At 28.8% G+C, this 16,572-nt stretch carries 23 protein-coding genes and 6 pseudogenes; all 29 read right to left on the reverse strand.

The annotated features are described in order from the left end of the window. Positions 1-12: 12 nt before the first annotated feature. Positions 13-261 (reverse strand): hypothetical protein, encoded by a 249-nt coding sequence (locus tag HMPREF1253_RS10470; RefSeq protein ID WP_023055643.1) that lies wholly within the window; start codon positions 259-261, stop codon positions 13-15. Between the two features lie 164 nt (positions 262-425). Beyond that, positions 426-1,385, reverse strand: coding sequence for a M56 family metallopeptidase (locus HMPREF1253_RS04690; RefSeq protein ID WP_023055634.1), 960 nt, complete (start codon positions 1,383-1,385; stop codon positions 426-428). Beyond that, the gene (locus tag HMPREF1253_RS04695; RefSeq protein ID WP_023055641.1) at positions 1,366-1,788 is read right to left on the reverse strand and encodes a BlaI/MecI/CopY family transcriptional regulator; all 423 of its coding nucleotides are present in this window, start codon (positions 1,786-1,788) and stop codon (positions 1,366-1,368) included. Before HMPREF1253_RS04695 ends, HMPREF1253_RS04690 begins: the two co-directional genes overlap by 20 nt. Positions 1,789-1,946: 158 nt before the next feature. After that, the gene (locus tag HMPREF1253_RS04700) at positions 1,947-2,165 is read right to left on the reverse strand and encodes a helix-turn-helix transcriptional regulator (RefSeq protein ID WP_007516539.1); all 219 of its coding nucleotides are present in this window, start codon (positions 2,163-2,165) and stop codon (positions 1,947-1,949) included. 127 nt (positions 2,166-2,292) lie between these two features. Continuing rightward, positions 2,293-2,445 (reverse strand): annotated as a pseudogene (locus tag HMPREF1253_RS04705) (Maff2 family mobile element protein); the annotation flags it as partial. A 1-nt stretch (position 2,446) separates the two neighbouring features. Then, positions 2,447-2,758: a single-stranded DNA-binding protein gene (locus HMPREF1253_RS04710; RefSeq protein ID WP_002842311.1), complete on the reverse strand. Its 312-nt coding sequence runs from the start codon at positions 2,756-2,758 to the stop codon at positions 2,447-2,449. Positions 2,759-2,979: 221 nt separating this feature from the next. After that, positions 2,980-3,597 (reverse strand): SAP domain-containing protein, encoded by a 618-nt coding sequence (locus HMPREF1253_RS04715; protein WP_023055624.1) that lies wholly within the window; start codon positions 3,595-3,597, stop codon positions 2,980-2,982. Between the two features lie 22 nt (positions 3,598-3,619). Then, positions 3,620-3,988, reverse strand: coding sequence for a hypothetical protein (locus tag HMPREF1253_RS04720; RefSeq protein WP_023055642.1), 369 nt, complete (start codon positions 3,986-3,988; stop codon positions 3,620-3,622). A 10-nt stretch (positions 3,989-3,998) separates the two neighbouring features. Beyond that, positions 3,999-4,418, reverse strand: coding sequence for a hypothetical protein (locus tag HMPREF1253_RS04725; RefSeq protein ID WP_023055635.1), 420 nt, complete (start codon positions 4,416-4,418; stop codon positions 3,999-4,001). Between the two features lie 339 nt (positions 4,419-4,757). After that, positions 4,758-5,048, reverse strand: a complete 291-nt coding sequence (locus HMPREF1253_RS04730; RefSeq protein WP_023055637.1) for a DUF3847 domain-containing protein — start codon at positions 5,046-5,048, stop codon at positions 4,758-4,760. 75 nt (positions 5,049-5,123) lie between these two features. Beyond that, positions 5,124-5,768, reverse strand: coding sequence for an ABC-2 transporter permease (locus tag HMPREF1253_RS04735; protein WP_023055633.1), 645 nt, complete (start codon positions 5,766-5,768; stop codon positions 5,124-5,126). 3 nt (positions 5,769-5,771) lie between these two features. Next, a complete protein-coding gene (locus HMPREF1253_RS04740; protein ID WP_238318884.1) occupies positions 5,772-6,650 on the reverse strand; it encodes an ABC transporter ATP-binding protein in 879 nt (292 codons plus the stop codon). Next, entirely contained in the window at positions 6,650-7,027 is a 378-nt protein-coding gene (locus tag HMPREF1253_RS04745) for a GntR family transcriptional regulator (protein WP_074017833.1), read from the reverse strand. The genes HMPREF1253_RS04740 and HMPREF1253_RS04745 overlap by 1 nt, the downstream gene beginning before the upstream one ends. 176 nt (positions 7,028-7,203) lie before the next feature. Next, entirely contained in the window at positions 7,204-7,722 is a 519-nt protein-coding gene (locus HMPREF1253_RS04750) for a ClbS/DfsB family four-helix bundle protein (RefSeq protein WP_023055630.1), read from the reverse strand. A 62-nt stretch (positions 7,723-7,784) separates the two neighbouring features. Beyond that, positions 7,785-7,904 (reverse strand): annotated as a pseudogene (locus HMPREF1253_RS09915) (conjugal transfer protein); the annotation flags it as partial. A 73-nt stretch (positions 7,905-7,977) separates the two neighbouring features. Further along, positions 7,978-8,196 (reverse strand): helix-turn-helix transcriptional regulator, encoded by a 219-nt coding sequence (locus HMPREF1253_RS04755; protein WP_023055632.1) that lies wholly within the window; start codon positions 8,194-8,196, stop codon positions 7,978-7,980. Between the two features lie 123 nt (positions 8,197-8,319). After that, positions 8,320-8,472 (reverse strand): annotated as a pseudogene (locus HMPREF1253_RS04760) (Maff2 family mobile element protein); the annotation flags it as partial. A gap of 1 nt (position 8,473) precedes the next feature. Beyond that, positions 8,474-8,785: a hypothetical protein gene (locus HMPREF1253_RS04765; protein ID WP_023055631.1), complete on the reverse strand. Its 312-nt coding sequence runs from the start codon at positions 8,783-8,785 to the stop codon at positions 8,474-8,476. Between the two features lie 238 nt (positions 8,786-9,023). Then, entirely contained in the window at positions 9,024-9,344 is a 321-nt protein-coding gene (locus tag HMPREF1253_RS04770; protein WP_036739488.1) for a hypothetical protein, read from the reverse strand. 81 nt (positions 9,345-9,425) lie between these two features. Continuing rightward, positions 9,426-9,807 (reverse strand): annotated as a pseudogene (locus HMPREF1253_RS04775) (type IV secretory system conjugative DNA transfer family protein); the annotation flags it as partial. A gap of 68 nt (positions 9,808-9,875) precedes the next feature. After that, positions 9,876-10,151: a hypothetical protein gene (locus HMPREF1253_RS04780; RefSeq protein WP_023055626.1), complete on the reverse strand. Its 276-nt coding sequence runs from the start codon at positions 10,149-10,151 to the stop codon at positions 9,876-9,878. Between the two features lie 18 nt (positions 10,152-10,169). Then, positions 10,170-10,985 (reverse strand): annotated as a pseudogene (locus tag HMPREF1253_RS04785) (VirD4-like conjugal transfer protein, CD1115 family); the annotation flags it as partial. An 11-nt stretch (positions 10,986-10,996) separates the two neighbouring features. After that, entirely contained in the window at positions 10,997-11,182 is a 186-nt protein-coding gene (locus HMPREF1253_RS04790; RefSeq protein ID WP_023055639.1) for a transposon-encoded TnpW family protein, read from the reverse strand. Between the two features lie 158 nt (positions 11,183-11,340). Next, positions 11,341-12,042, reverse strand: coding sequence for a hypothetical protein (locus HMPREF1253_RS04795; protein ID WP_023055629.1), 702 nt, complete (start codon positions 12,040-12,042; stop codon positions 11,341-11,343). 106 nt (positions 12,043-12,148) lie between these two features. Next, entirely contained in the window at positions 12,149-13,222 is a 1,074-nt protein-coding gene (locus HMPREF1253_RS04800) for a YhcG family protein (RefSeq protein WP_023055628.1), read from the reverse strand. 283 nt (positions 13,223-13,505) lie between these two features. Then, positions 13,506-13,845: pseudogene (locus tag HMPREF1253_RS04805) on the reverse strand (phage replisome organizer N-terminal domain-containing protein); the annotation flags it as partial. A gap of 117 nt (positions 13,846-13,962) precedes the next feature. Further along, on the reverse strand, positions 13,963-14,499 hold the full coding sequence (locus tag HMPREF1253_RS04810; RefSeq protein WP_023055625.1) for a PcfB family protein: 537 nt from the start codon (positions 14,497-14,499) through the stop codon (positions 13,963-13,965). Positions 14,500-14,683: 184 nt separating this feature from the next. Then, positions 14,684-14,857: a hypothetical protein gene (locus HMPREF1253_RS10285; protein ID WP_002841910.1), complete on the reverse strand. Its 174-nt coding sequence runs from the start codon at positions 14,855-14,857 to the stop codon at positions 14,684-14,686. Between the two features lie 73 nt (positions 14,858-14,930). After that, positions 14,931-16,565, reverse strand: coding sequence for a MobQ family relaxase (gene mobQ / locus HMPREF1253_RS04820; RefSeq protein WP_023055627.1), 1,635 nt, complete (start codon positions 16,563-16,565; stop codon positions 14,931-14,933). Positions 16,566-16,572: the final 7 nt, after the last annotated feature.

A 16,572-nucleotide genomic window follows, 5' to 3' on the forward strand; every position in this document is an offset into this window, starting at 1 on the left:
TTCACCTCCTATCTATCTTACATATGAGTTTATCTTTACCTTTCCTGATAATGTTTTATTTGATTCATTATCAATCGTAACAACATATCTACTTCCTCTATTAGCCTTAACCTTTAATATTGAGTCTGAAGAAAAAAATTTGTTATATATAATTTTTCCATCTTCTTCAATAATTACCTGATATTTAATTCCACCTGAGCAAGACATATCTTTTAATCTAACTGTAAAACCATCATGGACTGGACCAAACCAAGTGTCCATGTTAAATTTATAACTAGTATTATCGAATCTACCGAGGCTTATCTCTTCGTCTATATTTGCTGATCTAAGTCCTATACTTGATACTTCTCCTAACTCTAACTTTTGATACTCTTCATCACTTATTATTTGAACCCTATCTCCATTTTCAACATTAATATCATTGATTATTTCACCTTTTGTATCAACCTATCTTGATTTAGGTCGGTCACATTGGCAAATACCGGTAAACAAAATGTAAACGCAAACATAAAAATCATCAAACCTACAAGTGTCTTCTTCCATTTTTTCATAATAAGCATCCTTTCTTTATTTGGATTTAATTTTAAAACAAAATTATTTGTATTACTTCCTATTTCTAATAACTTTAGCATTGATATACAATATTCTTTTCTATTTTTTATTGTGTCGCCTAGTTTTTCAACCACTAGCTTATCGCAATTTATTTCTATATCTTGGTCTATATATTTTAAGCTTAGCCATAAGAGTGGATTGTACCAATATAGACAAGCTATAATATTGACCAGGTGAGTTAGTAAAATATGAAATTTCCTTATATGCATTAGTTCATGGATCAAAACATGGTCTAGTAATTTCTCATCAGATAAGATATGATCTTGTAAGATTATCTTAGGTCTTAAGATTCCAAAGGTAATGGGAGTTTTTAAATTGTTATTGATATAAATCTGTACTTTTCTTTTCAATCCAAATTCTCTTATTTTTTTCTCACATAAAGTGTTATCAATAAGCGTAGAGTCTTTCATAACTTTATGAAATTTATAAATTTTTATTCCTAGGTAAGTAAAAATCAAAATCGAACCTATTAGTCGGTTTAGTTTAAAAAATATATAGCCTAGTTTATTTACTAACCAGCATAAGCAAGAATTAAAAAGATTTGTTAAACCTAGCAAATATGATAGGATACCATTTTCCTTGACACAATCTATTCCCATCATAAGTTCATAGGGACTTACTAAATAGATTAATAATACTATCCACAAAATAATACTTGCTGACCTAAAGGCTTTCTTGTTTAATATTGGTCTAACTAAGAGAATTAGAACTAGTAAGTAAAGACTTTTTATAGATTTTTCTAGAGTAATTACCCTAACTAGACTTATTGCCATCCTTGTCTTCCTCTTGGTCCTCTTCGTCCTCTTCGTCAAAGCTATCTATTAATTTTTTCATCTCTTCTATTTCTTCTTTTGTAACTTTTTCATTTTGCAAAAACGTTTTACACATATTTAAAAGCGATCCTTTAAAAAGTTTGTGAAAGGCTTCTTTTTGCTTATTTAGTAGAGCATCCTCCCTTGATACAAGGACCCTAATTGTGTATTTAGGATATCTCCTGGCTATCGCCCCTTTTTCTACTAATCTTCCAAAAAAGGTGTAGCAAGAGGTTTTGCTTATATCGTACTTTTCCATCAATATTTTTGATAAGGCTAAGGCTTGGATTTCTCCATTTTCGTCTAAGACATCGCCTTTCCACAATTCTTCCATTACTAGTAATTCACCATCTGAAAATTCCAACTATATTACCTCCTATATAAATTACATTTTCATTTGCTTTTTCATTTTTGTATTTTTAATTATTTTCACTTTGAGTATATCATGTTTTAAAAAAATAGTCAAGTGTTTTGACCATTTAAAATAATATTTTTTGTATTTTTAATATATCTCTGTTGATTTTAAATCTCACTTTCAAATGTATTTTCAAAACTAAATATATCATTAGGCGTACATTTTAGAGCTTTACATATCTTTTCTATGTTTTTCATTGTTATTGGTTTATCCTTGCCCATTTGTGCCATAACATTTGTTGTAAGTCCTGCCATGGCTATTACATCTGTTTTCTTTAATCCTTTTTTTGCTAACTGTATCCATAATGGTTTATAGTTAAGTGCCATAATATCCCTCTTTTTCTCTCTATTAGATTTATTTAATTAATTATAGCATAAATATTGATTTCATTCAATCTTACATTGATTTAGTGATTTGTTTTAGAGAATTTGTTGTGTTATTCCGTCCTTATTTTGCCATAAATTGCTTAATACCTTGAGACTTAGCACCAGGGTTATCATTACCATAACCTTCCATTAAGTTAATGACTCCCCATGCTCCTAAACCTGCACCAATTGCAGTTACAAGTGTCTTTAAAACTCCAACTCCAGCTGTAAAAAATTCCATATTATTCCTCCTCGTTTTCTTTCTTATTTTCTATTTTGTTTAGTGATTTAACTATAAAATTCTTGTAGACCTTATCTCCTTTTTTGTTTTCTTTGAAATATCCAAAGACATGGATTAGATCTCCTTTTTCAAATTCTTTTACAATTTCTACCTTTTCTCCATATACTGAGCAATTTGTATATTCTTTGCCCTTTCCATATTTTTTAACAAGAGCAAAATTTGCTACTTGAACATTTTCTCCATCCTTTTCAAATTCTGAAAATTCAGCTTCCTTAACTAAATTTGCATTAATATTTATCATTTCTCTATCCATTAATTTCTTCTCCTTAATCTATAAATTTCAATTAAAAAAGCGACTGAACCTATATTTCAATCGCTAAATGTCTTATATATTAAATTGTTTTAAGTGGGACTTCTTATCCTTACCATTTTAACCTCCTAATTTTGAGTATAAAAAAAGACGATAGAGTTTTTAATTTCTATCGCCTAACATCTATCTGTATTAATTTTTTTCATTCAAAAAATAGTTTCTGTTTACTTGTGATAGTCTTCTATTTTATCCTCATATTTTTTTATAAGTTCTCGTGAATAAACTTTTTTGTTTTTTGAATCTCTAACTTCTTTCCAAAGAATGGAGGCTACTTTTAATTTATTCGAGTAGTTGTAACTATTTTCGTCTGCACAGAAATCCTTTAAAAATTTATTCCATTGACAAACCGAATTATCATACTTAGCATAATTTGATTTCCCATAATAAACTTTTAGCATATCTTGAATTGTAAAACTCAAATCATTTTCTCTTTTTACTTTTCTCCAAGCAGTAGCCATATCAGCAGTAAATTTAAATGGCGAAACATCTGTTAAAATTGAGAAATACTCTCTGAAATGTGTGTTAAAGGAGAACCCGCATTCAAGTAATGGAGTATCTAAGGTAATAGTTTCTACTTGTTTCTTTTCATTTTTTATTGATGACTTTTTAATCAAATCACCCTTAAAGTACTGTTCAATAATATAATTGAGTTCCTGTTTTGTACCTCTGTATTCTAATCCTAATGACTTGCATATCTGTGAAAGTTCTTCATGATACCAATAGTATTTATTAAACTCATAAAACGATGTGATTTTATCAAACTCAGGTCTACTTTCTATCAATATTTTATCTCCTTAAACCAATTTACCTAATGCGTTTCCCAATTTTCATTTTCTTACGCCATTCTGGTGCTATTCCATCATCAGACCAATATTCATCCATTTCTATAATCAAATCATCCTTAAGATGGATAAAGCTTACTACATGAAAAGACTCACTATTATCTCTTGGAAAGACTCGGCAAGCCAGAATAATGGTATTTGCATTTTCTTCGATTCGTTCTATTCCTCCATTCCAGTTTCCTGGATATTCACAATTTGCTTTTATATACTCATCTAAGGTAAATACCTCATTTGTGCAATGCCATTTTATAACGGCATTTTTTTGAAAAAATTTCCTAAGTTCTTCTGCATTTTGTGATAAAACTGTTTTGAAAAATCTATCTATATCCATAGTAATCAACTTAAAACCAATTCACTTTTTCATCTCTAAACAATGGTGTTTCACTCTCTTTGTAAGGATTGTAGTTATTACAATTACAGCCAAACTCTTTCAATGCTTTTATCTTATTATCGGCTGTCCAAACAATCAAAGAAATACCGTCAAATTCTTCATCTTTCCCCTCATTCATTTTATTTTTGAAGTGCCATTCTACAATAGTTTGATTATCCTTATGAAAAAATTGCTTTATATCCCAAGCAAGCACTTTTCCTCTTGTATTCCATTCATTAAACCAGTGCTTTACTGTTTTACAATTTTCATACTTAGGACTCCAGCACTCAATATAAATTACATTATCTAAAAAAATATCATCTATACCTAAGTCTTGTTGTGTGAGCCACATATCAAACCATAAACGAATGATTTTTTCTCTTTCATTCATAAATTTAAACACCTCTAAAATCAAATAATTATATACAATTGTACCATTTTTTCACTTAGTTTTATAGGTCTAACTAATTCCTCTTTACCTGTGATAGTCGTTTTGCTTGTTCTAGTAAATGCTCTATGCAAGTCTTAACTTTATCTGCTTGTTCTACTTATTTTCGTATTTCTAATATTTGATTGTAAAGGTTATTTTTATCTTTCCTCATATTGGCAACTTTGATTTCCGTTTGAATATATTTAAGATCTTGGTTTCTCTTAAGTATTCTTTCAGATATTTCTTGAAACTTTCAAATAAAATAAGTTATGCAATATACTAATCTTCCTATTTATTATTTTAATTTTCTCCAATTATTCTTAGTGTTTCTTTAAATTCTTTTGTCTTTGTTGCTTCTTCTAGTAGGATTTTTATTTCTTCATCTGTTAGTTCTTCAGCGTTTTCTATAAGGCTTTCTAAGATTGCTCCTCTTGTTATTAGCCTATGAGTTCTTTCTTTTCTTCTTTTTACTATGTCTTGTTTTAATATCTTATTTTCTTGATTTTTTAGTTGCCTTAATCTTTCTTCTGTATCATCAATTTTATCTTTAATTTCTTTTGACTCTTGTCTAATTTGGTCTAAATTTTTCATATATAATTCCTTTCTTGTAATAAAAAAAGACGATAGAGTTTTAGTTTCTATCGCCTAAGATATTCATCATTCATCCTAAATATTTAATTTTAGATTTACCATTCTTTTTGAATTCAATACGCATGATGTTATAAATAACATCAAATATATTACACAAAGTGCAACATTGCCACCAGACTTAGAAAATCCAAGCCTATTTAATGCAAATATTTCTATTGATACTAGCATTATAGAGCCAATCAATCCTAAAACTATCCACAAGTCACCTTTCTCTAAATCAATAAAGTACATGGCTAAGTAGAAGATTGATACTAATTGTAATATAAGACCTAATAGAACATTTAACAAAGATATTAAGTCTGAAAATCCATAATCAAAATAATGCTTACCAAGATAAATTGATATATAATTCAAAATAATCAACATCAATATAGAGAAGAGAATAATAACTACTTGACTTATATATTTTGATAGTATTATATTTTTACTTTTTATTGGTAGCATGAATTCATATTTATATAATTTTAAATCATAATCTTTTCTTTGAGATAAAAGGATCAACAAACTGTTAGCGAAGATTACAACTGCAAAATACGCAAAAACAAGCATTTGCGTGCTAGAAAAAAGATTTATCAAAATCCAAATTGTAAGCAAAAACGCATTCATTACACATATGTTTTTAATATTTTTATAATATATTTCTAATAATAGACCTTTCATATATTAGGATTCTCCTCCCTCTGTCAAAATCAGCAAAATTTCATCAAAATTAGGTTTATTTACAACAAATTCTTTATACTTATTCTTTATCTTCGATATATCTTTTACTAAAATATTTACTCTCCCATATTCTCTCCTATATGAAATTATGTCTGTTTTATCGACTTTTTCTAAATCCGTATCATTACAACGAAGTATCCCATAGTTATATAACAATTCATCTTTTTCTTCGCTCAACACGACTTTACCATTATCCATAAAAACTATATAATCAGCTATTTTTTCCAAGTCTGTTGTAATATGTGATGATATATATACCGAGTGTTCTGGGTTTTCTATAAATTCTAATAATATACATAAAATCTCATCTCTACTTACTGGGTCTAACCCTGAAGTAATTTCATCTAATATGAGAAGTTTTGTTTCATGAGACAATGCTATAGCCAACGATAACTTTTTTTTCATTCCAAATGAAAATTGCTTAGTTTTCTTGTCTATTGGCAAATTAAATCGATTCAAATAATTTTTAAAAATATCTTCTTCCCAATTACTATAATTAAATTTCATTACCTCATTTATCTCATTAGGCGTTAATAATAATGAAAAGTTTGGGTCATCTAAAACAACACCTATGTGTTTTTTAATATCTACTTGATTACAATCTTCAGTACCAAATATCTCTATTTTTCCATCATCTTTTTGAAACATTCCAAGTATACAAGAAATAGTAGTACTTTTCCCCGCTCCATTTCTTCCTATATTTCCTACAATAGATCCATAAGGTACTTCAATATTTATATTTTTCAAAGAAAAATCATTTGTTTTATTCTTTTTATTTAATCCAGATACCCTTAATGCTAATTTATTTTCATATGAATCCATCATTGCCCCTCCTCATATATCTTTTTTATTAAATCTATCAAATCATCTATTGAAATAGAACTTGATTGTATGCTCTTGACAATTTTCTTAGCTAAATCTTCCACTTCTTTATATGTTTCTATTTTTTGTAATTCAATATTTCTTGCTGATATAAAACTGCCTTTGCCATGAATAGTTTCAATAAATCCATCTTTTTGTAAATTTTCATAAGCCTTTTGAACTGTAATTACAGCTACCTTAAGATTTCTAGCCAATACTCTCATAGATGGTATAGAATCTCCAGTTTTCAAATCTTCATTCATAATTTGTTTTTTTATCTGATTTTCGATTTGTTCATAAATCGGTTCGCTAGAATCGGTATTTATTATAATATTGATATTGCACCTCCTGTTTCAGAAGTGTACTTATGTGTACTTGTTATTTTAATAATACCACCAATAAAAATTTTTTTCAACCCACTTAATTTCCCAATTTTGAGTATAAAAAAAGACGATATAGTTTTAATTTCTATCGTCTAAATCAAATTATTCTAATATACGTCAAAGTTATGTTACTAAAGTACTAATTTCTTCCATTTTCTAACCTTAGTTCTAAATGTACCAAATGGTGCTACTGTGTTTACATGAATAAATTTATAAACTTCCCAAGTTGCAGTTTTTGTTGCTTCATCTGCCCATTTTCTCATATGTGGTTTAAATAATTCTTCATCTGTTAATTCATCTATCAAAAGATAAATATCTTCTATATTTTTTATGAGTTGTTCTTTTAGTTCCTTTAAAGATTTATTAGCATAGGTATCAGTGAACCACTCATATAATTCTCCAAGTTGATTCCACTTGAATTTATCTGATGGTGTTTTAACATCTAATCCATTTTTCTCATCTTCTTCCCATTTTAATATTAAAGTCGTCCAGCCTACTTGATAGGCAAGATTTTCTGCTGGTGTCCTATCAACTTCTTCTAGTCTTTTATCTTTTAGTTCTTCTGGTATATTGTCAAACTCTGAAATATATTTTTCAAAAGTTTTCTTTATCTCATTTTTTAATTCTTCCTTACTTTCATAAGACCTCATATGCCTACCTCCATGGTTTGTATATAGATATTTTACCAAAAATAATTATATCTTAATATTTAATCATAATCTTCCAGTAACTTGTAATTCTTATGTTTTGTGATATCAAATTTATCAGATAGTAAAAGTCTTACTACTCTTATCTGGTACATACACGTGCCTCCATCCATTACTGTTATTTCAATAAAATTTTAGATAACTTTATTAAGATTTTCTTTGATTCCTTATAAATCAAGTTTAAAGAACTATAAGAATTTAAATCTCTTGTTCAAATTCATCTTCAAAACTAATAATATCGTTAGGAGTGCAAGATAGAGCCTTACATATTCTTTCTAAATTCTTAAATGTAATTGGTTTATCCTTGCCCATTTGTGCCATAACATTTGTTGTCAATCCTGCCATAGCTATTACATCAGTTTTCTTTGATCCTTTTTTTGCTAGTTGTATCCATAATGGTTTATAGTTAAGTGCCATAATATCCCTCTTTTTCTCTTCATTAAATTTATTCAATTATAACATAAATATTGATTTCATTCAATCTTACATTGATTTAGTGATTTGTTTTAGAGAATTTGTTGTGTTATTCCGTCCTTATTTTGCCATAAATTGCTTAATACCTTGAGATTTAGCACCAGGGTTATCATTACCATAACCTTCCATTAAGTTAATAACTCCCCATGCTCCTAAACCTGCACCAATTGCAGTTACAAGTGTCTTTAAAACTCCAACTCCAGCTGTAAAAAATTCCATATTATTCCTCCTCGTTTTCTTTCTTATTTTCTATTTTGTTTAGTGATTTAACTATAAAGTTCTTGTAGACCTTATCTCCTTTTTTGTTTTCTTTGAAATATCCAAAGACATGGATCAGATCTCCTTTTTCAAATTCTTTTGCAATTTCTACCTTTTCTCCATATACTGAGCAATTTGTATATTCTTTGCCCTTTCCATATTTTTTAACAAGAGCAAAATTTGCTACTTGAACACTTTTTCCATCTTTTTCAAATTCTGAAAATTTAGCTTCCTTAACTAAATTTGCATTAATATTTATCATTTCTCTATCCATTAATTTCTTCTCCTTAATCTATATATTTCAATTAAAAAAGCGACTGAAATTATATTTCAATCGCTAAATTTCTTATATATTAAATTGTTTTAAGTGGGACTTCTTATCCTTACCATTTTTACCTCCTAATTTTGAGTATAAAAAAAGACGATAGAATAACTTTACGCTTTTCTATCATCTATTGTGTTTATTGAACGTTTATTTAATTGTTTAACTCTGCAAACTGGAATTTTTTAATCTATTGATTTTTCTCAAAAAGCAAGCTTCCTATAAAGTTACCAATTACTGAAATTATCCCATATGCCAATATATAAATAGCTGCACTATCGTTGTAAAAGATAAATATAGTCGGTATAAATAACAACATAACAAACAAAGAAAATAACCAATTAAACGAATTTTTCATTCCATAAATCAATGAAACAATTAAGCATATAATTGGAATTGCAATTAATAAAATGAACATACCACTTCCAGTATCTATAATAAGAAATGGCGCTAGATAAAATGCAAGAATGATTATAATCAAATATATTAACATTTTTCTAAATTTTTCCATAAAAACACCCTCATAAATTCTAACTTATATAGCTCTATTATATTAAATATACCCTCGTCCGTGTAGTTATAACAGTAAATATTACAATCTTGTAATCACTGTATTTCCATTTAATTCAGTCCTACCTTTTTGCTTTAAATTACTCTTCCACATCAAATAAGTTTCTCTTATCATAATCTTCCAATAACTTGTAATTCTTATGCTTTGTAATATCAAATTTATTAGACAAGAAAGGTATTACTTCTCTTAGCTGGTATATACACTTACCACCATCCATTACAGTTATTTCATCTTGGCTCATAAGTTCCTTACCAGTCTTTTGGTAATTTAGACCTAAAGATTTTTGATTTGATCTTGTTTCCGATGTGTTATATAGGTCTATAGTTTCTTTTCCCCCTAGAAAGAGTGTAAAATCATTGTTACCAACTATTGTATCTACATGGTCTTTATAGATTGCTTTTAATTAAGATTGTACTTGCTGATATTTACCCTGAGAATTTTTAATTTCTATCTCCTATTAATACCTTATTTCTAGTCTTCTAAAATCGATACTTCAAGGTCTATCGCTTTAAATGTAACAGTTATTCCTACTTCTTCTTTTACTATTTTTTCAAATAGCTCAGCTATATCATATGGGGACATATCATATATATCTTCATACCATTCATTGCTTTCATCGTACATTGTCTCACATATTGCTTCAATATAATTTTTCTTATCCATAGTGAGTTCTGTATCACTTTCTAGAATAAACTGCTCCCCATTTATATTTAATATAATTAAAGATGATTTTCTATTTTTACACATTTTGCTTTCTCCATAAACTCAAATATTTAATCTATTTATTTTATAACTTGATTTTAACTTTACCTTATCTCTATTTGTTAGATACTCTTCAACATCAAACAAGTTTTTCTTATCATAATCTTCCAACAACTTGTAATTCTTATGCTTTGTAATATCAAACTTATCAGACAAGAAAGGTCTTACTCCTCTTAACTGATAAATACACTTACCGCCATCCATTACAGTTATTTCATCTTGGCTCATAAGTTCCTTACCAGTTTTTTGGTAATTTAGACCAAAAGATTTTTGGTTGGATCTTGTTTCTGATGTGTTATATAGGTCTATGGTTTCTTTTCCTAAGGTCTCTGATAACTCTTTTACTGTCGTTTTTTCTTTTCCTCCTAGAAAGAGTGTAGAGTCACAGTTACCAACTATTGTATCTGCATGATCTTTATAGATTGCTTTTAATTGAGATTGTGCTTGTAATATTATGCTTGCTGATATTTCTCTTGAACGAATTGTCGCTATTAGTTTCTCAAATTTAGGAATTAATCCTATATTTGCAAACTCATCAAGTAGACACCTAACATGAACTGGAAGTCTTCCACCATATACATCATCTGCCTTGTCACAAAGTAGATTAAATAATTGGGAATACATTATTGATACTACAAAGTTAAAGGTATCATCAGTATCTGATATTATTACGAATAAAGCAGTTTTTCTATCTCCAATTTTATCGAGTTCTAATTCATCTTCGCTCATTAGTTCTCTAAGCTCTCTTATATCAAAAGGTGCAAGTCTTGCTCCACAAGATATTAGAATTGACTTGGCAGTTTTTCCTGTAACAACTTGTCAAGGACTTTTTAATCATTTTTTATCGCTTTTTGATGTTTTTCTCTCTCCATTTCTCTAAGAATTATGCGTTTTAATTTGTCTTGCATTGTTTCCGTTGCATTTTCATTAAAGTGAACAACAACCTCATAGGTTGCTTTGCCAATTTTCTTTATCGTTTTTGTTCCTGTATTCTGTTTATTTTTATTTTCGTGCATATATTTTTCCTCCTGTTTGTTTCAATAAAAAAGGCGATTAGATTTTTAATTTTCTAATCGCCTTTTAAGTGTCATATTTATCTTTTTATTATATCTGGCATACTTTTATACCTTTTTAGACTTAAAGTCTTTAATAGTGGCTTTCCACCTCTTTTTATCTATAAAGATTCGCCTACATCATAGTTCATTTTTTTATTTCCACCTTGATGTCTTAGTTTTTCTTTATCTTCTTCATACCAATTTAAGATTGTTGCATAATGGTTTTGGTAGGTCTTACCACTGCTTTCCATGTATCTTGATAGTTTATTTATCATTATTTCTGCGTGTGAGTTTAATTTTTCTTTAAGGTTTTTATATTCTTCTTTGCTTAGCCTTACATTTTTGAATTCTCCATAAAATATGGGGGTGGGCTGTTCTTCTCTCCCCTTATCTATACTAACCTTATCTAATCTACCCTTACCTATACTGGGTTGACCACTTGACAACCTTTGGTTAACCAGATGACAACCAACTTTTTCTTCTGAAATATATGCTCCATTTTCCGTTTGATAAAGCTGCTGTTTCTGCTCTATATACATTGTTGGCTTATATCTGTCTTTTCTAATAAAGTTATTTATCTTCCAATGAGTAATGACGATAATTCCCTGATCAAAGACTATCACAAAGCCTTTGGCAATAAGTATTTTCAGGTCATCTTCATTAGCTCCGATAATCTTGATGATTTTCTTAGGATTATTTACAAAACCGTCATCATCTGCTCGCATTGATAGATGAAAATACAGGCATTGACTACTTAGTGGCATATCCAAAAATAAGTCACTATCAACTATTTTTAGTGAAAACATTCTTTTATCTGCCATGCTTTCCTACCTTTCTTCAAATAAAAAAGACGATAGTTTTTACTTCTACCGCCTTTTGTAAGTGTATATGGCTATTTATTTAATAACTATTTGCCATTTTCATATTTTATTTTTCTGAATCTAATTCTTTTATAGACTCTTCTATTTCTTCAATAGATGGTAAGCTACTTTTATATTCCTGCTCAAGTAGTTTGCTAATTTCATACTTACTTATTCCTATTGGCTGTGAGATATTTTCAAGCGAATATTCAGCGACTACATTATCTTTATCTCTGCAAATTAGTATTCCTATGGTTTGATTATCACTATTTGATTTCATATCCTTATTTACAGCTGTTACATAAAAATTAAGTTGCCCTACAAATTCTGGCTTAAATTTTTCTGTCTTTAATTCTACTACAACATAGGAGTGTAGTTTAACATGATAGAAAAGTAAGTCTATATAAAAATCACTTTCGCCAACCTTGATATGAACTTGCCTACCGATGTAAGAAAATCCTGTACCAAGTTCCAAAAGAAAAGAAGTTATTTGATTTACTAATGCTTCTTCCAACTCTCTTTCATCATATTTATCCCTTATTGTTAGAAAATCAAAGTTGTATGGATCTTTTATTGTTTGCTTAGCTAATTCAGATTGGACAGCCGGTAATCTATTGTCAAAATTAGTAACTGCATTTCCAACCCTTTTATATAAATCTCCATCAATCTGATGTTCCAAAACCGTCCTGCTCCATCCATTTTCAATAGTCTTATCTATATAAAACAAAGCCTCTTTGACATCTTTACACTTATACATAATCCTTTGATTATGTCCCCAAGGAATACTTTTTATCCTTCTTTCAATATCCGATAATTGGGTTACAGCTTGTAACCCAATTAGGTAATCATTATAAAAGTTATACCAATATCTTATGTGTTTTAAGTTTACTGCTGAAAATCCTCCCATGTCTGGAAATTCTTTTCTTAAATCACTACTCAATAATTTTAGAAAACTATCACCCCAAGAATATTGCTTTTGTTTTTCAACAATTTCTTTCCCCAAGTTCCAATACAAATCAAGCAACTCATAATTAACTTTTACTGCTGCTTTTAATTGACTGCGTCTAACTTTTTCCTTTAAATCTAAAAGTAATTTTTTATATTCACTATCTCCTATAATAGCTAAATCTTTTTTATCCATTCTCATCACTCCAATCTGATTCTTTATTTTATTCTGTTTCTTACACCAATGGTGGGAGTTTTAATCTTTTTATCATAATCAGCTTACAGTTAACAAGCTCATTTTATCATTACACATTTAGTTTAATTAATGTGATTATACCAAAAATGTTAAATCTTTTCTATCTCTCCCTCTCTCTCTTTATCTATATCTTTCTCTATCTCTATCTCTTGTCGGACATGGGTTGGACTTATTAAGGACAATGTCCTCTGTTTATTTTGTCTGTATCTTCTTTTTTTCTCTGCCCATGCTGTTTCTGATCCGATTAAGTTTGGTATTTCAGTTAAATAGTATTCATCATTTTCTGTTACAACTTCTAATAAGCCTTGATTGATTAAATAATTAACTGTGACCATTACATCATCATCTGTTTCATCTATGGTTAGTGCTAACTCTTTTATAAAATCACTTTCTACTCCGTCATAATAGAGTTTACCCTCATCTTTTAGGCTTAGTAGTAGAAGTTTTAGGTAGATTATCGTGTAGGTATCTCCTCCCGATATTCTTCTTAATCTTTTTATCCTTTTGTCTGTGAAAAATTCTTCTTTTAATTTTATCCAATAATATCTTTTGTTTGTTGCCATATCTGCTCCTTTCTTGATTTTCGATAATCGAAATTCTTGATTTCCGATTTTCGGAATTCTGGACTTCTGATTTTCAGAAGTCTTGTTATTATGGTTATTTAAGGGTGTAACTTTTCGTTACTCCCTTAGATTTCTCTGGTCATATCTTTTTTGTTTGGCTTTTATTTTTTCTTTTACTTTTCTTTTTACTTTTTCTTTTGTATTATCCTTGTTCTTGGATAGGTCTTTGTATTTCTTTATTTGTTTTAGGATACTTTCTTTTTCTTTTTTATTTTCCTTGGCTATGACTTGCTTAAATGCATATTCCATTACTTTTATGTCTTTGGCTTGGAAGAATATTTCATAGTTTTTGCTTTCTTTGTTTTTCATTACTGAAAACTTTACTCCAAGTTTGTTTAGTTCTTTTTTTAAGTCTTTGAGTCCGCTTTGATCTATGCTTATATTTTCTAGTTGTCCTTTTTTGTATAGGTCTTTTATTTTCATTTCATCGCCCATAAGGCTTTTTAGGTTTCCATTTGCTTTTTCTAAGGTATCATTCATCTTTTTTCTTATTTCTTTTTCTAAGTTGATTGATTCTTTTGCTGCCTTTATTGTGTATGATATTATGGTTTGTGCTGCTTGACCTGCTTCTTTGCTTATTTCTTCGTTTATCATGCTTTTCTCTCCTTTGTTTGAATTAAAAAAAGGGAAGTATAGGCTTTAATTTTTCTATACTTCCCTTTGATTGTTTTTATTTTATTGTTCTTGGTGGTGGAATGCTTTATTTTGATGTTTTTATATCTTTCTTAGGTATTTGCACCTTTTATACTTTAAAATAGCTTACAATGCTTTTCCACCTTTAGTAGTTTGTGTGTGTTCTTTTGTCTGATAGATAGTTTTTCATGTTGGAATATATAATCTGTATTTCTTCATTGTTCATCGCTTTTATTTCTTCTGTGCTTTTATATGTTTTGTATGTTCCATCTTGATCTGCTTTTATTAGTTCATCTATTAGCTCTTGCCTTTTATTCATCTCTATTACCTCCTAGATCTGCCTTTATTTTCTTGGTCATATTATAGCTTGGATAAGATATTTTTACCAGGTCTTATCTTTCTTGATTTTTGTAGTAGTCTTTAGTCATTTGTCTTTTTTTATTAAACTTATCACTGTCTTGCTTATACTCTTTAATCTTTTCTATGATACTTTCTTTTTCTCCTCTCTTAATCGCCTTGTCAATTTCTATTGATAGGTCAATATCATATTCTTCATTGACTACTTCTACTGCATATTTGATATGATTTATTTCCTTGTATCTTTCCCTTATCTTTTCTGACTCTATATTTAATTTACTGATTTCATCTTCTAAGTTTTTAATTTCTCCTAACCATTCTTTTTCTCTTAAATTTTTCTTTCCACTGATTTTTTCAATTAAGGTTCTTGCCCTTATATGTTGGTCTATTTCCTTTTGATTGCTCTTGTAGAAGCTTTCTTTGAATATTTTCTTATTCTCATATTCTTGGTAGGTTGCTTTTGTTTTTCTTACAGTCTTTGCATAGGCTAAGCACTTATTAAGGTCTTCTATCTTTTGACTGTTTTCTTTTATGGTCTTATATATTTCAGTGTTTTTACTTCTTAGGGTATTTATATGTCCTTGTAGGTCTGATATGGTTTTTATTTTGTTTTCTCTTAGATAATTTATTCCACCTGCATATCTTTTTAGATCATAGATTGCTTTGTTTCTTTTGCCATAAAATGATAATTCAGCTCTGTTATTTTCTTGCATTTCTTGATAGAAACTTAAATATTCATAGAGGTTAAAGAGTCCTGATTCATTTTCTATTTGCTTTTTACTCTGGTCTTTATATTCCTTGTATGATTCTTTTAGCTTATCTTTAAAGCCTGCTAACCATGATGTTATTTTCTTTATTTCATTGCCTATGTTTTTTAATAGTTCATTCTGTTTTTTTATTTCTCGATTTATATCTCCTTTTTCTGTTCTTATTCCTTTTCTTTCCATTGCACTAGCACTTGCTCCTAGATGTATTGTTGGTATTTGTTTTATGCCTTGTCTTTTAAAACTCCTATGGTCTACTCTTTTTTCTATCTTGTTTTTTGATAGATATTCATTGCAAAGGTCTGAAAAATTTTCTCTCCATTTTTCTACATTGCCCTTATCGTTCCAGGTTGTTAGTTCTACTTTTCTTGTCTTTGGTTTTCCATTTTTGTTTAATACTTTTTCCCCTTTTTCATCTAGGATATATTCTTTTTTTGACTTTGCTAAGAACTCTCCTTTTTCGTTTATGGGTCGCATTATGGTCATTATATGACAATGGATATTTCCATTTTTATCTTGACTCTCATCATGAATTGCATAATCTACTATCATTCCTTGTGATGTTAGATTTTCTTTTATAAATCTTTCAACTAGGTTTTTATTTTCACTTAAAGTTAATTCTTTTGGTAGTCCTATTATGAATTGTCTTGCTAGTTGTGCATTAGAATTTTTTTCTGCCATTTCTACTTTATTCCATAAGGTAGACCTATCATTAAATTCTTTTGGTATATGATCAGGCAATATTATATTTTTTACTAATATTTTTTCTTTTCTTGTATAGTCATGGGTTACTCCGTCCCATTCATTTTTTATTTTTTCTCCACTTATATATGCTGCACTTGCTACTGCACTTTTTCCTTTTCCTCTTGATATTATGTTTACTGAAAAATGAAAACTATCTGCCATTTTTATC

Source organism: Peptoniphilus sp. BV3C26, from assembly GCF_000478985.1.
Classification (GTDB): domain Bacteria; phylum Bacillota; class Clostridia; order Tissierellales; family Peptoniphilaceae; genus Peptoniphilus_B; species Peptoniphilus_B koenoeneniae.